This window comes from Enterococcus sp. GPZ-007, from assembly GCF_059374735.1.
In genome coordinates this window covers 1-16,182 of sequence record NZ_JCAFYN010000023.1, presented here as the reverse complement: position 1 = coordinate 16,182, position 16,182 = coordinate 1, and the positions used below count along the sequence as shown (strand labels likewise).

At 40.6% G+C, this 16,182-nt stretch carries 14 protein-coding genes; 11 read left to right on the top strand and 3 right to left on the bottom strand.

Features of this window, described 5'->3' with window-relative positions; genetic code table 11:
• The first annotated feature begins 195 nt into the window (after positions 1-195).
• The 7 genes from AC4J95_RS12560 to AC4J95_RS12530 all read left to right on the top strand — a co-directional run bounded on the left by AC4J95_RS12560 (position 196) and on the right by AC4J95_RS12530 (position 9,736).
• Entirely contained in the window at positions 196-3,600 is a 3,405-nt protein-coding gene (locus tag AC4J95_RS12560) for an MSCRAMM family protein (RefSeq protein WP_494550184.1), read from the top strand.
• Positions 3,597-5,183 carry a SpaA isopeptide-forming pilin-related protein gene (locus AC4J95_RS12555; RefSeq protein ID WP_494550183.1) on the top strand — a complete coding sequence of 529 codons (1,587 nt, stop codon included), beginning with the start codon at positions 3,597-3,599 and terminating at the stop codon, positions 5,181-5,183. Before AC4J95_RS12560 ends, AC4J95_RS12555 begins: the two co-directional genes overlap by 4 nt.
• Positions 5,173-6,891: a SpaH/EbpB family LPXTG-anchored major pilin gene (locus AC4J95_RS12550; RefSeq protein ID WP_494550182.1), complete on the top strand. Its 1,719-nt coding sequence runs from the start codon at positions 5,173-5,175 to the stop codon at positions 6,889-6,891. Before AC4J95_RS12555 ends, AC4J95_RS12550 begins: the two co-directional genes overlap by 11 nt.
• 83 nt (positions 6,892-6,974) lie before the next feature.
• On the top strand, positions 6,975-8,075 hold the full coding sequence (locus AC4J95_RS12545) for a class C sortase (RefSeq protein ID WP_494550181.1): 1,101 nt from the start codon (positions 6,975-6,977) through the stop codon (positions 8,073-8,075).
• Between the two features lie 68 nt (positions 8,076-8,143).
• On the top strand, positions 8,144-8,572 hold the full coding sequence (locus AC4J95_RS12540) for a LytTR family DNA-binding domain-containing protein (protein WP_494550180.1): 429 nt from the start codon (positions 8,144-8,146) through the stop codon (positions 8,570-8,572).
• A 2-nt stretch (positions 8,573-8,574) separates the two neighbouring features.
• A complete protein-coding gene (locus AC4J95_RS12535) occupies positions 8,575-8,994 on the top strand; it encodes a hypothetical protein (RefSeq protein WP_494550179.1) in 420 nt (139 codons plus the stop codon).
• Between the two features lie 31 nt (positions 8,995-9,025).
• Positions 9,026-9,736, top strand: coding sequence for a winged helix-turn-helix domain-containing protein (locus tag AC4J95_RS12530; protein ID WP_494550178.1), 711 nt, complete (start codon positions 9,026-9,028; stop codon positions 9,734-9,736).
• Between the two features lie 41 nt (positions 9,737-9,777).
• Here AC4J95_RS12530 and AC4J95_RS12525 read toward each other — a convergent pair whose 3' ends face one another.
• Positions 9,778-10,326 carry a chromate transporter gene (locus AC4J95_RS12525; protein ID WP_494550177.1) on the bottom strand — a complete coding sequence of 183 codons (549 nt, stop codon included), beginning with the start codon at positions 10,324-10,326 and terminating at the stop codon, positions 9,778-9,780.
• Between the two features lie 2 nt (positions 10,327-10,328).
• Complete coding sequence (locus AC4J95_RS12520; protein ID WP_494550176.1) at positions 10,329-10,889, bottom strand: chromate transporter; 561 nt, start codon at positions 10,887-10,889, stop codon at positions 10,329-10,331.
• A 116-nt stretch (positions 10,890-11,005) separates the two neighbouring features.
• On the opposite strand from AC4J95_RS12520, the gene AC4J95_RS12515 reads away from it, so the two are divergent.
• Both AC4J95_RS12515 and AC4J95_RS12510 read left to right on the top strand, forming a co-directional pair.
• Entirely contained in the window at positions 11,006-11,872 is an 867-nt protein-coding gene (locus AC4J95_RS12515) for a LysR family transcriptional regulator (RefSeq protein ID WP_494550175.1), read from the top strand.
• 83 nt (positions 11,873-11,955) lie between these two features.
• On the top strand, positions 11,956-12,657 hold the full coding sequence (locus tag AC4J95_RS12510; RefSeq protein ID WP_494550174.1) for a DUF975 family protein: 702 nt from the start codon (positions 11,956-11,958) through the stop codon (positions 12,655-12,657).
• A gap of 38 nt (positions 12,658-12,695) precedes the next feature.
• On the opposite strand, the gene AC4J95_RS12505 is transcribed toward AC4J95_RS12510, so the two are convergent.
• On the bottom strand, positions 12,696-14,162 hold the full coding sequence (locus AC4J95_RS12505) for a helix-turn-helix domain-containing protein (RefSeq protein ID WP_494550173.1): 1,467 nt from the start codon (positions 14,160-14,162) through the stop codon (positions 12,696-12,698).
• Between the two features lie 573 nt (positions 14,163-14,735).
• Between AC4J95_RS12505 and AC4J95_RS12500 the strand changes: the two genes are divergently transcribed.
• The gene (locus AC4J95_RS12500) at positions 14,736-15,092 is read left to right on the top strand and encodes a VOC family protein (RefSeq protein WP_494550172.1); all 357 of its coding nucleotides are present in this window, start codon (positions 14,736-14,738) and stop codon (positions 15,090-15,092) included.
• Positions 15,093-15,253: 161 nt separating this feature from the next.
• Entirely contained in the window at positions 15,254-15,763 is a 510-nt protein-coding gene (locus AC4J95_RS12495) for a DNA-3-methyladenine glycosylase I (RefSeq protein WP_494550171.1), read from the top strand.
• Positions 15,764-16,182 lie beyond the last annotated feature (419 nt).

Genomic DNA, 16,182 nt, shown 5'->3' with positions numbered 1-16,182 from the left:
GTGAATATAATAAAAATGATTTCAAAATGATTTTATGTATTTATTTTATAAGCGTATAAGTTCGGGTAATTATAATAATGAATGAACATAATTATTTGCTTGAATTTTGCTTAGGAAATAAGTACATCAAAAGATGGAGTGGAGGGGATCAATGGAAAAAGGAGTTAGAAAAGTCATAGGGGAAAGGAGGGTATCATGAACAAATACAAAAGCCATTGGTGGGCGATACTTTCAATCCTGCTGATCGTCTTATCAAGTTTTCCGCTTCAAACGATCGCTGAGAACCTGCAGCCGTCAGAAGAATCTTTTGTAAAGAATCTGCAGCTGACGGATATTGAGGGGAAAGCTCTTTCGCAAGAGGTAGAGCCAGATGCTTCAATTGTTGCGCAATTTGATCTGGTCATTGGGGAAAACGAAGAGGGCACTTACGGACTTCCAGCAGAAATCACGACAAATGATCAGAAGCTTTATCAACACGAAGATATCACTGTCTTAATTGAAGATAATCAACTAAAGTTCACCAATGAAAGCGACCAGCAGGCTTCGGTTGAAGGAGTGAGTTTTGACTTTAAGTTAGCTGATCAAGTACGTTCACAATCACAGGTAACATTGAATTTCTTTAACGCGTACGAATTTTATCTGGCTCTGAAGCAAGAGCAGCCAACTAAAGAAACAACGAGTAAGAAAAGTACCACCAAAAAGAAAACGAGTGAAAGCAGTCAGGCAATAAAACCCCTAGGTGGGGGTATCACACCACTTTCTGGAAGTGAAAAAACAACTTCAATTACTGATATGAAGTTAAACAATATTTATATCAAGAATGGCAGTAATACACCTATCTACATTGTACAAAATGGTGTTGTCCAGCCTTCTCCACCAACAATCAAGGTCGGTGATGGTGTCTATTTTGATTATACGTTTACGGTTCCATCTTCGGCTAACTTGAAAGATGGTGACTATATCTATATTGCATTGCCAGAAGAATATTTCAATTTCTCTTCTGTCAGCAATACCGTGCCATTTTATGAGAGCGGTGGCGATAAAATCGGTGATATGACGCTAGAAACAATAGGGACCAAAAAATATTTGAAAATCACCTTCAATGCTGATGTTGAAAAGAACTGGAATGGGTTACAGGATTGTTATGCTACTGCGTATGGAACTGCGAGTAAAGAAAATAGCAGTGGTCAAATTGGAAATACAGAAACTGGAAGCTATCCGATCGTAATTGATCCTAAACCATCTGAGTCGTTTCCGGGAAAAACGATTGGGGATCAAAAGCCAATCACCAAAAGCGGTGGAGCGACCAATAATAGTAATCGCGTTTACTGGAATATCCCGATTATGATGGACAATTACAAAAAGGCCTTCGAAGGTGATAGTCCCAATTTGTACAAAAAAGTTGTTTTAAAAGACCAACTAGATCCTTCACTAACCTTGTTGGAATATTCTACCTATATGAATATTTACGCAGCAGATGAAGATGGAAACATGACATCGGATAATATTATCTCCCATCAAATGTTAAGTTCGACAGGAACCAACACTAACCTGCCTCTAGAGCTAATCACACAAAATCCTTCTGAATCCGATGCTGATTTTGAGAGTCGGATTGAAAGCTATAATTATCCGTGCTATGGGGTCACCTCCGGTAATTTGTTGGTAATGAATTTTAAGGATTTGCCCAATTTAACCAATGATAAGAGCAATGGACTTTTACTTTTTGGTAATGCAGCCAAAAGCGCAAAAGAACGCATTTGGGATGAAATCGACAAAGCGGTTACCGCAGGGAAAATGACTGCCTCTCGTGGTGAAAAAACCAAAGAAGCATATGAAAAGTATTTCAGTGTTGATGGGAATTTAGAAAATGATAATTATCCATTTGGACTTGTTGTTCGAATCACTTGTACAACAACCCTAGGCGAAGGATCGATTATTGAAAACAAAGCAACAGTATATTGGGAAACTAATGATACTGGTGAAGAGAGTGACGCAAGTAAAGTCACTGTCAGTAACTGGGGTGGTGGTGCAACTCGCGTGCCGCCAACCACATTCCGTTTGAAGAAGATGGATAAGGACACTCAAGTTATCTTAAGAAATGTCGAGTTTGAGTTAAGAAAAGAAACTCCCCCTGGTTCAAATACCTATGTCGCGATTACAGGAGGAAAGAAGAAAACAGATAGCAACGGTGTCTTGCTTTATGAGAATTTGACAGATGGAAATTATTGTTTGGTTGAGCTGAACAACCCTAATCCAGGATACACGGATAAATTGGAGATCGTTCCACCAGATGGAAAAAATGAGTCTGGTAAGTATTATTTTACGATCGATAAAAGCGCCGCAGAAGGCGTTGCGGTAAGTGCCTACAATGTGCTAGCAAAAGGGAAAATTACCTTAGTAAAAAAAGATGCCGACACGGGCGAAAAACTGAATGGTGCCAAGTTCACCCTTCGCAAGAAAGATGGCAGTGAGCTGGTTACGCCGCAGGTTTTATTGGAAACGGGTAAAAATTATAAGTATCAATACAACGATACAAGTAAAGCTTATGAATTGGTAGAAGATGGTGGAGCAACTGGTATAAAAGGAGAAATCACTGTCTCAGGGTTGCCAATTGATGAGTATTATTTCCAAGAAGAAGCGGCGCCAGACGGCTACATGTATGACGACAATGGCAAGTCTGGTTCGGTCAAAATTACCGCTGATGGAGACGAGGTCAGTGTAACGAGAGAGAACCGACAAAAAGTCGGAAAATTGAAGCTCACGAAAAAGAATCCTGATGGTGAGCTGCTAAACGGTGCTGAATTTGAATTGTACTTAGTTAATCCAGACACTTCGGAAAGCAAAATGGGAACGAAATTTGTTACCGGTAAAAACTACGAGTACAAGTACAATACGACCAGTAAAAAATATGAATTTATTGAAAGTACCGGAACGAAGGGTGAGATCAACATCACCGGCTTGCCTTTAGGGAAGTACTACCTGCTGGAAACCAAAGCTCCGGATGGTCACAAAATTGTCGGTGACGGCAAGACCGCTGTCAGCGAGATCACGGATGAGGGTGTAACGATCACCTATGATGTAACCAATGATCGAGCAGAAGGCGGTGTAACGCTGGAGAAGAAAGATGCCACGAATGATAAGAACTTGAAGGGCGCGAAATTTAAAGTAGCTACTGATAGTGCGGGTACGACTTTCTTTGCTCCAGAAGAATTGGAAGTTGGCGATGGAACGGCAGCTAAGGGAACCTACAAGGCGGTCAAAACGGGCTCGACTTGGAATTTCCAATTAGAAAATGTCGTGACACCAGCAGGGAAATTAGTGATTACTGGCATGCCAGAAGGAACCTTCTATTTTGTAGAAACCCAAGCACCGACTGGCTATGTACAGCTTTCTAAACCAGTAACATTCACGATTACCGGCGGTCAATTAGCACCGGCCAATGTTGTAACGGTTGAAAATCATCCGAAGGGTACGTTACCTGAAACTGGCGGCAATGGTCATTCATTGATTATTGGAATGGCAGTCGTTTCCTTGATGATCGTGCTCCTCTATTTTGCGAACGAACTATTCAAGCAAAAAAAGGCAGGTGATGGACGATGAAAATGAAGCATATTCTTTCTCTGTTAATGGTCTGTATGGTTGGTCTTTTCTGGACTCAATCAGCGAACGCAGCCGAAACACAAGTCCATCTCCATAAACGATTGTTTGTAAATCAAGAAGCGCCTAGCCAAATCAATCAAAGCGGTGAGCTGGGAAATGCGGAGCTGTTGAAGGATTCATATGGCGTTAATGGAGCGACCTTTGCCATCTTTGAAGTTAGTGATTACCTCAACGGCTTAAATATTACTTTGGATCAAGCCAAAGAATTTATCGCTGACGAGGTCAACGTCCTACGCAACGAGTTAGAGGTGTTAGCAACACCGAATCATGCGAATCTTGCAGCTATCCAGTCGCGTTACCAAGGAATCAAATTCCTTCAAACCAAAGAAACAGCAAAGGGCAGCTTTACTGATAGCAGCGGAAATAGTGTGACTGAAGATGGCTTGCTCTCCGTTTCATTGGAAACAGGCAACAAGCAAATCTATCTGATCGTCGAATTAGACAGCGGCGACAGTCTACCAGTCGATCATGACGGATTATCCAGCTATTTAGTTTTAGACAGCGAATTATTCGCATCAGGTGCAACACATGTTTACACCAAAAACAGAGCGTATATTCGTGAACCCTATTTTGTCAAAATGGCGAAGGATTATGACGGATCCACGAAGCCATTAGCTGGCGCAAGCTTCGTTTTATCGAAGAATGAGAAGGGCGAGAAATTCTATTTAAGAACCACCGCCGGCTCAGTCAGCGACTGGCTTTCTGAAAAAGATGTCACCGACTCGCCTTTAAAAGATGAACGTGTGAAAAAAATGGTTTCTGATCAAGACGGAATCGTCCGTCCCAATCTTGGACTGAAAAGCGGCACATATCAATTTGAAGAGGTCGCAACAGTGGATGGTTACGAAATATCAGACCAATCACGCAAAATAGCGGTGGAGATACCAAAAGATCAGCGGCAACTGATCTTGATCAACGGAATCGAAGTCGGCGCTTTATCGCAAAAGGATAAGCTGCCAGTTGTTTACAACAATCGCATAGCTGGCAAGAAGCAGTTCAAAAAAGTCGATGAAAAATCCGGCGATGCGTTAAAGGATGCAAGCTTTGTCGTTGCGAATAAAGACACGCTTTATCTAACGAAGAAAAAAGAATGGGTCACAGCCGAGTATGGCAATGAACACACGGATGAGCTATTGATTTTGACCTCAAACGATCAAGGATTCTTTGAGCTAGACGGAATGGAATATGGCAACTATTCCTTGCTAGAAGTCAAAGCACCAGATGGCTACTTTTTACCAGAAAATCATTTTATTGATTTTGAGATTAATGAAGCCAGCGGCGAAACTAAAGAACCGCTGAAAATCGTTAATAAGAAGGGTGAAAATAAGAAATTACCGCCAACGGGCAGTCCGAACGACGGTACACCAGGGATATTCGAGCGATTAACGTATCGTTTGCCTGACCGACGATTGCCGCAAACCGGGATGACTCAATCGATTTATTTATTAGTTATTGGTGTTATCTGTGTTCTCACAGTGATTATTTTAAGAAAAACGAAAAGGAGTATTAGGCATGAGAATTAAGAGAAAGATTTGGGGATTATTGGGCGTTATTATCTTCATGGCAAGCAGCTTTACTGGATTATTAGGCAGCGGGCTTGTAGCCGAAGCAGCATCAACAGATGTTGATGTAAATATTTATAAGGGGGCTTATGATACAAAACCAACAGATATTCAAAATACCGGGGAAAAAGACGAAGATTGGCATACGAACAATGGCGGACGTCCATTAAAAGATGTTGGTTTCACGGTTTATGATGCAACGGAAAAATTCTACACACTAGCAGCGGCAGATCCATCTAAGTCAGTTAATGATTTGCGTGATGCGATTGCAGCGGCTGGAGAAGCTGGACTATCTGTAGCAGCTGCTGAGCAAATCACAGATGCGACTGGTCATACTAAATTTACGTTACCAGATAAAGTAACAGTAAATTCGGTAGAAAAAGATGCTGTCTATCTATTCGTTGAAACGTCTCGTCCAAGCAACGTTTCTAATGCAAATAAAGCAGACAACATGGTAGTGATTTTCCCAGTCTACAAAATGAATGCAGATGGAACACCTACCAATGACAAGCTTTCTGAAATTTTCTTATATCCAAAAAACGTTCAAACAGATGATATTGATGTAGAAAAAGAAAAAGAAATCAAAGATGATTTCACTGTTGGCGAACCAATCGAATTTAAGATCACGTTTGATGTACCAGTAGGGATCGACGGTTTAGCAAATAATGATCCGTTAAATCCAGTTTATCGTTATACGCAGTTCTTCTTACGTGATGAGTCACAACCAAACTTGCACTATTTAGATAATCAAGGACTTTATGTAGTAGAAGCAGATGGAGTTACTTTAACAGCAATAAGTGATGTGGACTTCTCAGTAGTCGCAGATCCAAGTGGAACACCGATCAAAACAGGTTATGACAATATCTTCCACGTATTCTTTAATGATAAAGATAGTTTGGCAAATCAAACACCCGATGTTACAAAACTTGGTGCTTACGCTGGGAAAAAATTAGTCTTCAAATATCGCATGTATTTAGATGAAAATACAGTTCCAGATACATGGATCGATAACCAAGCAACGTTACAATATGAAAATAATCCAACGAATGGGTTACAAACCTTACCTTGGACTGGTGATGATGTGATTACTTACGGACGTCGCTTTGAAAAAGTTGACCAAGACAATGGATCTTCATTAGATGGCGCAGAATTCATCGTTAAACGTAAAAACAATGGCGTGACTGAGTACATGATCGCTCAAGCAACACCAACTAGCCCTTCTCGTTGGTCAACAACTAAGACAGACGCTTTAGTTTTGACTTCTGCAGGCGGCGGGTTATTCACTGTTTCAGGTCTTGAAGGAACTGTGAGTCACGATGCAAGTGGAACAGCTTTACCTTTAGAAACAGTACCAGGAAGCTCTTCAATCGGGGATCCATCACACCCAGCAACAGTGGGCAAAGAATTAGTTCAATACTGGTTAGAAGAAACAAAAGCACCAAATAATAACTATGTAGCATTGACAGCAGATATTCCATTTACTGTTGACTATGGAACTTACACATCAACAATTGTAGTCGGTTCTGAAACTGAAGTAGAAAACAAACGCAAAGGTACTTTGCCAGGAACAGGCGGCAACGGCATCTACGCGATTATCGCAGTCGGTGTAGTAGCAGTCCTAGCGGTTGGCGTGTACTTCTTACGCAATAAAGAAACAGCTGAAGACTAAAGCAAACAAATGATCAATCATAGGCCGGGATATCAATCACTTGTGATTTGAATCTCGGCCTTTGTATTAAAGGGAGTGGCTCAATGAAGAAATGGCAGAGAAAGATCATCGTCGACGTCCTCATGATGCTGATTTTGATATTTGGGATTGGGGCCATTGCCTATCCTTTTGTGGGGAATACAGTCATGTCGTATCTTGATCAGCGTATTATTGAGGACGCGCAAGAAAAGGCGAATCGCGAGGATCAAAAAAATATGGCTGCTTCGCAAAAAAAGATGCTAGAAAAAAATGCCAAGCTGGCGTTAGAAGGTATCAATGCTGGCGGAGATCCTTTTTCCGGTAAAGAGGATGAAAAGGATTTTTCGAAAAATCCTGATTATTTATCGGATCATACGATTGGCACTATCTCGATTCCTAAGATCGATGTCAGCTTGCCGATTTTCGATCGGACCAGTGATTTTTTTCTTGAACGGGGCTCTTCCTTGTTAGAGGGAACCTCTTATCCGATCGGCGGGGAAAATACTCATGCAGTAATCTCTGCCCACCGCGGATTGTCGAAAGCGAAATTTTTTAGCGATCTGCCCGAGTTAAAAAAGAAGGACCTCTTTTACATCGAGATTGGCGGGAATACTTTTGCGTACAAGGTAAAAAAAATACAAGTGGTCAAACCGGAAGAAACCGAGCAATTAAAAATTGAACCGCAAAAAGATTTAGTCACACTGCTCACCTGCACGCCCTATATGGTCAACTCTCATCGCTTACTGGTGACCGGCGAACGAACGAAGCTGCCGACTAAAGCCAAACAAGAACTGGCCGCTCTCAAGAAAAAACAAAAATGGCTGTTATTCTTAGTGATCGCCTTGGGCATCCTTGCTTTCATTGGTATCCTGTATCTATTTTGGCGGCGAATCAAAAAGCAGATCATCGCACACCATTGCTATACTATTTCAATTGTTAATCCTGAAAATGACGATTATAAACTGTGTTATAAAAAAAGTAACAAGCCTGTGCTTGAGGCAAGTAAACCTGTTGTATTACAGCTTGATTCTGAAGCATTGATAAAAAAGGTTGATGTAAGAGGAGGAGAATACGTGTTGATCGGAAAAAAACAACAGTATCTCCTTTGGATAGATAAAATCAATCAAACAGACTTTTCATATAAAATAAATAACAGAAGGAATTAAAACAATTATATTTGTTTTTTATGTATAATATTCTGGTAAGGTTGGGAGGTTTTTCTATCAAAATTAAAGTGGATATCATTGACGAAGGAGAGGAAGAACTCGTCCTAAAAGTAAAATCATTAGATGATGATTTACTGCGATTGATCAATTCTCTGCAGGTAAAAAATGCTTTTTTGTGGGTAACCAAAGATGAACATCTGCAAAAGATAAAATTGAAGGATGTTTATTACTTTGAAGCAGTGGAGAAAAAAGTTTTTTTATACACGAAAGATGAAGTTTTTGAGATCAAAGAAAAACTCTACCAATTAGAAGAAAAATATAAAGACACACAGTATATACGCGTCTCTAAGTCAGTAATTCTGAATATTGAAAAAATTGAATTAATCAGTCCAACCTTCAATGGACGATTGATCGTAAAGTTGAAGAATGGCGAAAAAATTTCTATCTCTAGAAATTATGTCCGAAACTTAAAAAATCAATTAGGGATGGAGGAGTGAGTATGAATAAATGGATTGTTGTACGTGATTTAACGATTATTGTTTCATTCATATTTACCTTGAGTATCGTTTTTGCGCTCTTTACGGGCGCAAATTTAACAAACGAAAATGTTTTTTCCATCCTGATTTTTTCCTTGATCGCTGGGGTTGGTTGCGGCATCTTTTACATTGATTCGCTGGTAGATTTTCTTGGAATTCTTTGGATTCAAGTAGCTTACCTTTTCATTATTTTTTCAACATTCATCGGCTGCAGTCAGTTTTTTGTCTGGAATGTTCCGGCAAAAACCATGGTTCTATCTTTTGTAGTAATACTTACGGGTTTCTTTATCGGAAAGGGCATTCTATTCAGTGTCAGCACCAAAATGACCGAACAAATGAACAAACAGCTTAAGAAAAAATTTCAGCGACGAAATGATGAGTAAATCAAATGATCGATAAAGAGAGGTGAAGAAAATGGGATCTGTGTTGCTTTTAACAAAAAATATTTTAGTGGAACAGAAACTCCAAGCGAAGCTGCAGCGATTGAATTATGAGGTTTTTTGTTGCTCAAACATGTTCTATTTAATGACTCAGCAGGCTAAAAGGCTGCCGATGATTAATTATTTTGACTATATCATCCTCAGCGAAACAATCTCAGAAAATGAGCTGCAGCAGCTTTTGACTTTGCTGCCGGAATCGAAAACTATTTTGCGGAAGCTGGAGAGGGAGCCAGAGAAGCAGCTAGAAGGAATTCATGGCTGGATCAGTGAGGAAGCGACTGTTGAAGAACTGCGGGAAAATCTTTGTCAGTGGGAAAAATATCCAACCTCACAGGAAGTCATTTTATCATTGGTGGGAAGTCGGATCAGCGACGGAAATGAAACTACTCCGACTGGTTCGCTGTCTTTATCAAAATTAGAGCGGCGTGCGTTAGAGCAGCTTTATCAAGCAAATGGCAAAGTCATCTCACGAGAAGAATTATGCGAGTGTTTGTGGAAGGACGGCGCAACGAAATCACGTTTAGCGCAGCTTTCGATCCTAATCAAGAAACTGCGCATCGCCTTCAAAAAAGACGGCGTGGTAGGAGAAACGGTTCAAACTTCTTGGGGTGAAGGTTATCTCTTAACTAGTACCGCATTGGAATATTATGAACAGGAGCGGGAACAAGAAGCGCTGTTGTCATAAAATAAACGAAAGAGGCATTCTCAGCAGAGAGTGCCTCTTTCTTAATAGATAAAGAATCCTACGACACCGGCTAAACACATCAAAAGGATCGGATTTGGTTTGAATTTGCGCAGGATCACTAGAGAGACAACGAATAAAATAGCGGCCTTCCAGTCAAACTGCGCAAGAATACTGCTGGAGAATTCCGAGGTCTCGAAAAAGGTCAGCAGCAGGATCGTAAAGCCAGCCGACATGATCAAACCAACCGAAGAAGCTTTCAAGCTTTCCAGAACAGTGGAGACGTAAAGTGATTCATTATGCTTTTGGAAAAACTGATATAGACTAATGGAAATAACGGCGCCGCCTAAAATACAACCAATCGTCGCGACAATTGCGCCAGTGACTCCATTGATCTGCATACCCACAAAGGTGGAGGTGTTCACGGCGATTGGACCGGGAGTCATCTGGGAAATGGTGATAATATTGCTAAAGACGCGTTCACTTAACCAACCCTGCTGATGAACGACCTGTTCCTGAATCACCGGAATGATGGCATAGCCGCCGCCAATACTGAATAAGCCGATTTTTAGAAATGTCCAAAATAATTGCATCATCAAGCCTCCCTTGTTTGTTGGAAATAAGTATGGAGCAGGCAGATTCCAACACTGAATAATAAAATGTAGATGACATTAAGATTGAAAAAGGCATTTCCGATAAATGCGATGGGAACTAAGGCATTCAACAATTTAGAGTCTTCTTGGCGGATCAGCTGATACATATCGATTACGATATCGATGATCAGCGCTGCCACACATGCCTGCATTCCTTTTAAGACGGCCATGACAGCTTGATTCGTGGCAAAGGCAGCATACCAATTTGAGATCAAGCCGATGATCACTAACGGCGGGATGACCGCACAGATGGCACTGATGAAGACGCCAAGTGTGCCAGCGACCTTTTTCCCGGCTAATACACTTAGATTGATGGCGATGGCCCCGGGTGAGGATTGGGCGACAGCGGCCATTTGAATGAGCTCATCGTTTGTAAACAAGCCCTTTTTTTCGACATAATATTTTCGGATCATGGGAACAACCACGTAGCCGCCGCCAAAGGTGAAGGTACTAATGAATAGATTAATCCCAGCTAACCATGAGTAAAATCTGATTTTCGACATGTAAACAACCTTTCTTCTCTTACTACTATCTTTCTAGTATAAGACTTGGTTTGCCATGTGTGAAATGATAATATTAATAGTTAGATATGAATTCAATTCATCATAAAGGAGCTAGTATGAACTTCAAACAGTGCGTCATTTTTCGTGAGATCGCGAAGACAAATAATTTTACTAAAGCAGCGAATCATTTATTTTTGACCCAATCAGCCGTTTCTCATGCAATCAAGGATCTGGAGGAGGAAGCAGGTACGCAGCTTTTTGAACGTCTGCATCGCAGCGTCAAGCTGACGCCAGCCGGTGAATTATTCTTAAGGGAGATCCAGCCGATAGTAGAAGAATTTGAAGCTGTCGAAGCACATTTGCCGAATTTGGACAACCAACCGCCGTTAAAAATCGCTTCCTGCATTACTTACGCACAGACCGAGTTGCCGCAGCTGCTGCAAACATTTAATGCGGAATATCCAGAGGCGCATTTCAATGTGCAGGTTTTTCCTGCTTCGGAATCAATTGCGCGTTTAGAAGCAGGGGAAGTGGACTTGGCTTTTATTGAAGGCCATATCCTGCAGCCCTCTTTTGATGCAAAAAAAATTGCAGATTATCGCTTATGTGTAATTGCGGAACCAGCATTTGCCCAAGCGAAATTAAGCTTCGCGGAGCTGTTGCAGCAGCCACTATTGCTGCGGGAAAGAGGGAGTGCGGTGCGGGAAACGTTTGAATCGGCGGCGGTACTTCAAGGATTTAAACTTTTTCCAATCTGGGAAAGTGTGGATTCCCAGACACTCATTTCAGCAGTCAAAGCTGGTTTTGGACTGTCTGTTCTACCTTACCGCTTAGTGAAGGGCGAGATCGCACAGGGAAAACTGAAAGAACTCAAGGTGGCAGACTGGCAGCTGACGAATGATATCTCTGTCCTGGTTCGTAAAAGCCGATATCAATCTCGTCTGCTCGCTGATTTTTGGCAAATGCTGAATCAAATAGAGTAGGCTTCTTTCATTTTGTTTCAGCAAAAAGCTTTCTAAGTTCGCCCTGATATACTAAAATGAGGAGAAAGAGAGGGGAAATTTTTATGAAAACGACTGCTGAGCTAAAAGCAGAAGCGAAAGCCGCATTGAGAGGCAAATGGGGACAAGCAGTAATACTAAATTTGATTCCGACATTATTGGGATTGGCAGTGACCTTTTTCGTCGTAGTATCAGGTATCATTTGTTTTTTTATTAATGGGTCAGGAGACAATATCGTTTCTTCTGTTACCGAGTATCAGCAAAATAATACTGGCGGCGGGGGAACCAGTCTTGTCTCGTCAATTATTAGCGCATTGTTTATGAGTGGAATTTCTTGGACGTACTTGGATCTATTAAGAGGGGAACGTGCAGGAATCGAACCATTTAAAGATGCGTTTCGCGGGTTCCAGGGTGTATTTATCGGCGGCGTGGTCCTACTAGCGTTGCTTACAAATATCTTTACTTCTTTATGGACGCTCTTGTTCGTTATTCCAGGGATCGTAAAAGCCTATGCGTATTCGCAAAGCTTTTTCATCTATTACGATCACATCCAGCAAACGGGTGAGAAACCAAAAGTACTGGATACGATCACGGCGAGTCGCCGGTTGATGGACGGGCACAAAGGCCGATTGTTCTGGTTGGATGTGACCTTCATCGGCTGGTATTTCGTGACAGCCCTGACTTTGGGAATCGCCTATTTTTGGTTGGCACCATATATCTCTGCTACTAAAGCAGCGTTCTATGAAGACCTGCAAAAAAATAGCTAAAAAAAATCGTTTGACTCGAATCGAGCCAGACGATTTTTTTATGCAAATCTTTTTTCATTTTGGATCGCCAGCAACTGCGGCAGCAGGTCGGATGTATAATCAGCATTCAAAACATTGATCAAATAATAATCGCTGTTTTGGGATGGTAATAATTCCTTGAACGTTGTAATAAAAAGGTCGATCGGTTCGTCTGGCTCTGGTTGGAAAACAATTTCGATGAAATTCAAATTATTTAGAAATTTGACGACATGCTGTAAGTAAAGATAGTTAGGAATGGAGACTAATCCGACACGGATTTTTTCATCATTGGCGATAAAAAGCGGTAAGAGACTTAGGCATAGCGTTTTTGAAAGCGAGTCATTTACTCTTGCCAGCCATTCCAGTTTCCTACGGCGGCTTAGTTTTTTGATCGCTTTTTTGATCGCTGGATAGAGCCTGCAATATAGCTCGGATTGTACAAATTGTTCCTTATTGCCTGTTTCAAAAAGCAACGGGATTTTTTTCTTTTGAATCGAATAGCCTAAGAAGGTTCGGGCAATGTTGTTCAACAATGTTTTTTCTTCTTGTTCGCCTAATACATTTTGCAGCAGTTCCCCAGAGCAATAGCGATAAAAGCTGTCGATCGCCAAACACAAAGGATCCCGCTCTTCAACATTTCGATTGTAGTAAATCATTAACGGGTTGACCATGTGAGGCTCTTTTTTCACACAGTAAGGGTAGTAGTAAATTAGATAATTGAAAAATTCGATATTTCTTTTGACTTGGACTGGAGAATCTAAAATCTTAGAAAGGTAGATTTCAAGCATTTGGGTCGATTGAGAAAATAAGAGATCGTCAAAAGGAGCTTCGTTTAAATATTTTTTTTGTTCATTTCGCAGGCGGCAGACACAAAGCATCAAACGAAGTAATTTCGGATGGATATGTAAAGAGAAGACGGACATCAAATCTCTGATCAGATTGTCTTCGGCGGTAAAATCAAATTTGCACTTCGCTAGATCTTCACCAAATGACGCAGACCAAAGCGTCTTAATATAGAATAGACGAATCACTGCTTCATGCCCAGTGAGCGCCATTTTTGAAAAGTTCAGCTGGATTCCGCATTCGGTTAAATAATCGATCAGAGGGTGCATTCTACGTAAAATCGTGGACTCGCTGACATGAGTTTCTTTGCTGAAATCCGCTAGACTTTTTTCAGGTTGAAAGAGGGAATTCACGATAAAACGATACGGAACGGAGTGTTTGACCTGTGAGATTAAGAATCGATTGGATCGACTGGGATCGCTCTTCCAATAAATCTTCGAAGTTTCAATAAACAGAGGAGCTTCATTTAGTTCAAGGAGTGATTCGTTAAGTTCTCGCAGCATCTGTAAAAAGGACTGGTAGTTGCACTCAAATTTATGACTAAGTGTGTGGACAGAATATTCCCCTTCTGGATAGCCTTCCATTAGCTTGAAAAAATGGATCTTTTTCTGCTGCTGATTGGTTAAGAACAGTTCTCTAAACATAACTTCCACCCTTTCTATTATTATTCCGTTATTTCGAAGCGACGATTATTTAAAACAGACTAAATGTTGCTTATAAATTAATTTTAGCATAGCCTTATTGACCTAATTCTTGATGGAAATAGCTTATTGACATTAAAAATTCGTCAATTAATACGAATTGTTTATCGATTTGTGAATTGGTCTTCGAGTCGAATGTGATTTTCCTAAAAAAATTCATTTTTTTTTATTGAATGTTCGTTATTAGGATAGAGACACCAAAAATATTAAAATCAGTTCAAATTATGGGCTCTGATTTTTTTCAAAAAAACAGTTCATTGATTAAGTAAAAAGGCATCAACAGCAATATTTTGTCCTACTAACGGAAAAAGTGAGTGACTTTTGATTTCAGAAAAAACGATGATCGGTTTTAATTCTGATTTACTTAATGAGACGTCGATACGAACAAAGCGGGTTGTTAAAAACGATAGCGAAGCCTATATTGAGTGTGAAAATACATTATCTGGAACTTCTCTTGGTTGCGAACGTTTTTTCCGCTATACTGAAATTAATTTAACGAAGAGGAAGGTGTAGTATATGATTGATCATTTGAGTATTGGTGTTACTGATTTAGCGAAAAGCAAAGCGTTTTATGAAGCAGCATTAAAACCGTTAGGCTATCAGGTTAAGATTGAGATGGATAATGCCATTTGCTTCGGAGCTGATGGCGGGGACTTATGGATCGGAGCAATGGAGCCTAACAAGATCCATCTGGCTTTTAGTGCGAAGGATCGGGCAACGGTTGATGAGTTTTATGAAGCAGCGATGAAGGCCGGTGGAGCGGACAACGGTGCACCAGGTTTGCGCCCCCATTATCATGAGAATTATTATGGCGCCTTTGTCTTCGATCCAGATGGCTCCAATATTGAAGCAGTGTGTCACAAAGAAGTATAGTAAACGAACCGGCTGAAAAGCCGGTTTTTCTATCTGGCTTAGCCCGTTAAAAATAGTTTACAAAGTACAAATAAGTTTCCTTCTTCGTATTTTTGATTAATAATTGTACATTTAAACAAAGATAGCTGTATGATGAATGAATTAAAGGTGGTGCAACGACAATGAATAAATCTCAATGGTACAGCGATCGCTGGGGCGAACCGACCCATGATGATCAAATGCTTTTTTTATTGTTGACGATTGGTGTTTTTCAAGCTGGATTAAGCTGGCAGGCGGCCGCCAGCAAACGAGAAGTATTTGAACGAAATTTTTGCGGGATGGATTTTCGCAAAGTAGCCGCCTTCTTTCCAGATGATATCGAGCGGGTCGCCAAAGACCCAGAGATGATCCGTAATACGCGGAAAATTAAAGCAGTCGTCCAAAATGCGCGGGCGATCGTCAAACTGCTAGAGGAGTACGATAGTTTTGCTGATTATCTGTGGGATTTTGTAGGGGGAGTACCTGTCATTCATCAGTACGAAATGACGGATGAGGTCCCGAACACTTTGCCGGAAGCGACGGTGATCGCAAAGGATATGAAGAAAAGAGGCTTCAGCTTCGTGGGACCGATCATTACCTGTATGTTTTTGAAAGCAGCGGGGATCATGCAGGATCGGGTGATGGAGGGATAAACTCAATTGAGATAGTTTTATAAAGGGATCGACATCTTTCAAAAGAAAAAGTAACAATCAGATTTTTTTACTCTGAAGGTAAATATATCTTTACTTTTCGCGAGATTAAACTATACTATAGGTAAACATATCTTTACTTATTTGGTTATATGAGGGTGAATAATCTAATTCTAGAGCATTCATAAAATCGCACTATTCAGATAGGCGATTCTATGAAACAGTTTATACGGGAGATGAAAGTATGATTGGAACAATTAGTTTTTTCTTGTTAAAGGGGCCAGCAAACCCATTTATTGTTAGGATGTTTGATTTATTATTTATCTTGGTGCTTTATGCCTTATTTTCCAGTATTTGGTTTATCATTCGAGAGATTCGAAAGAAGAATGATGAGCTAGTCAAAAAAGTTACGATTGATTCTA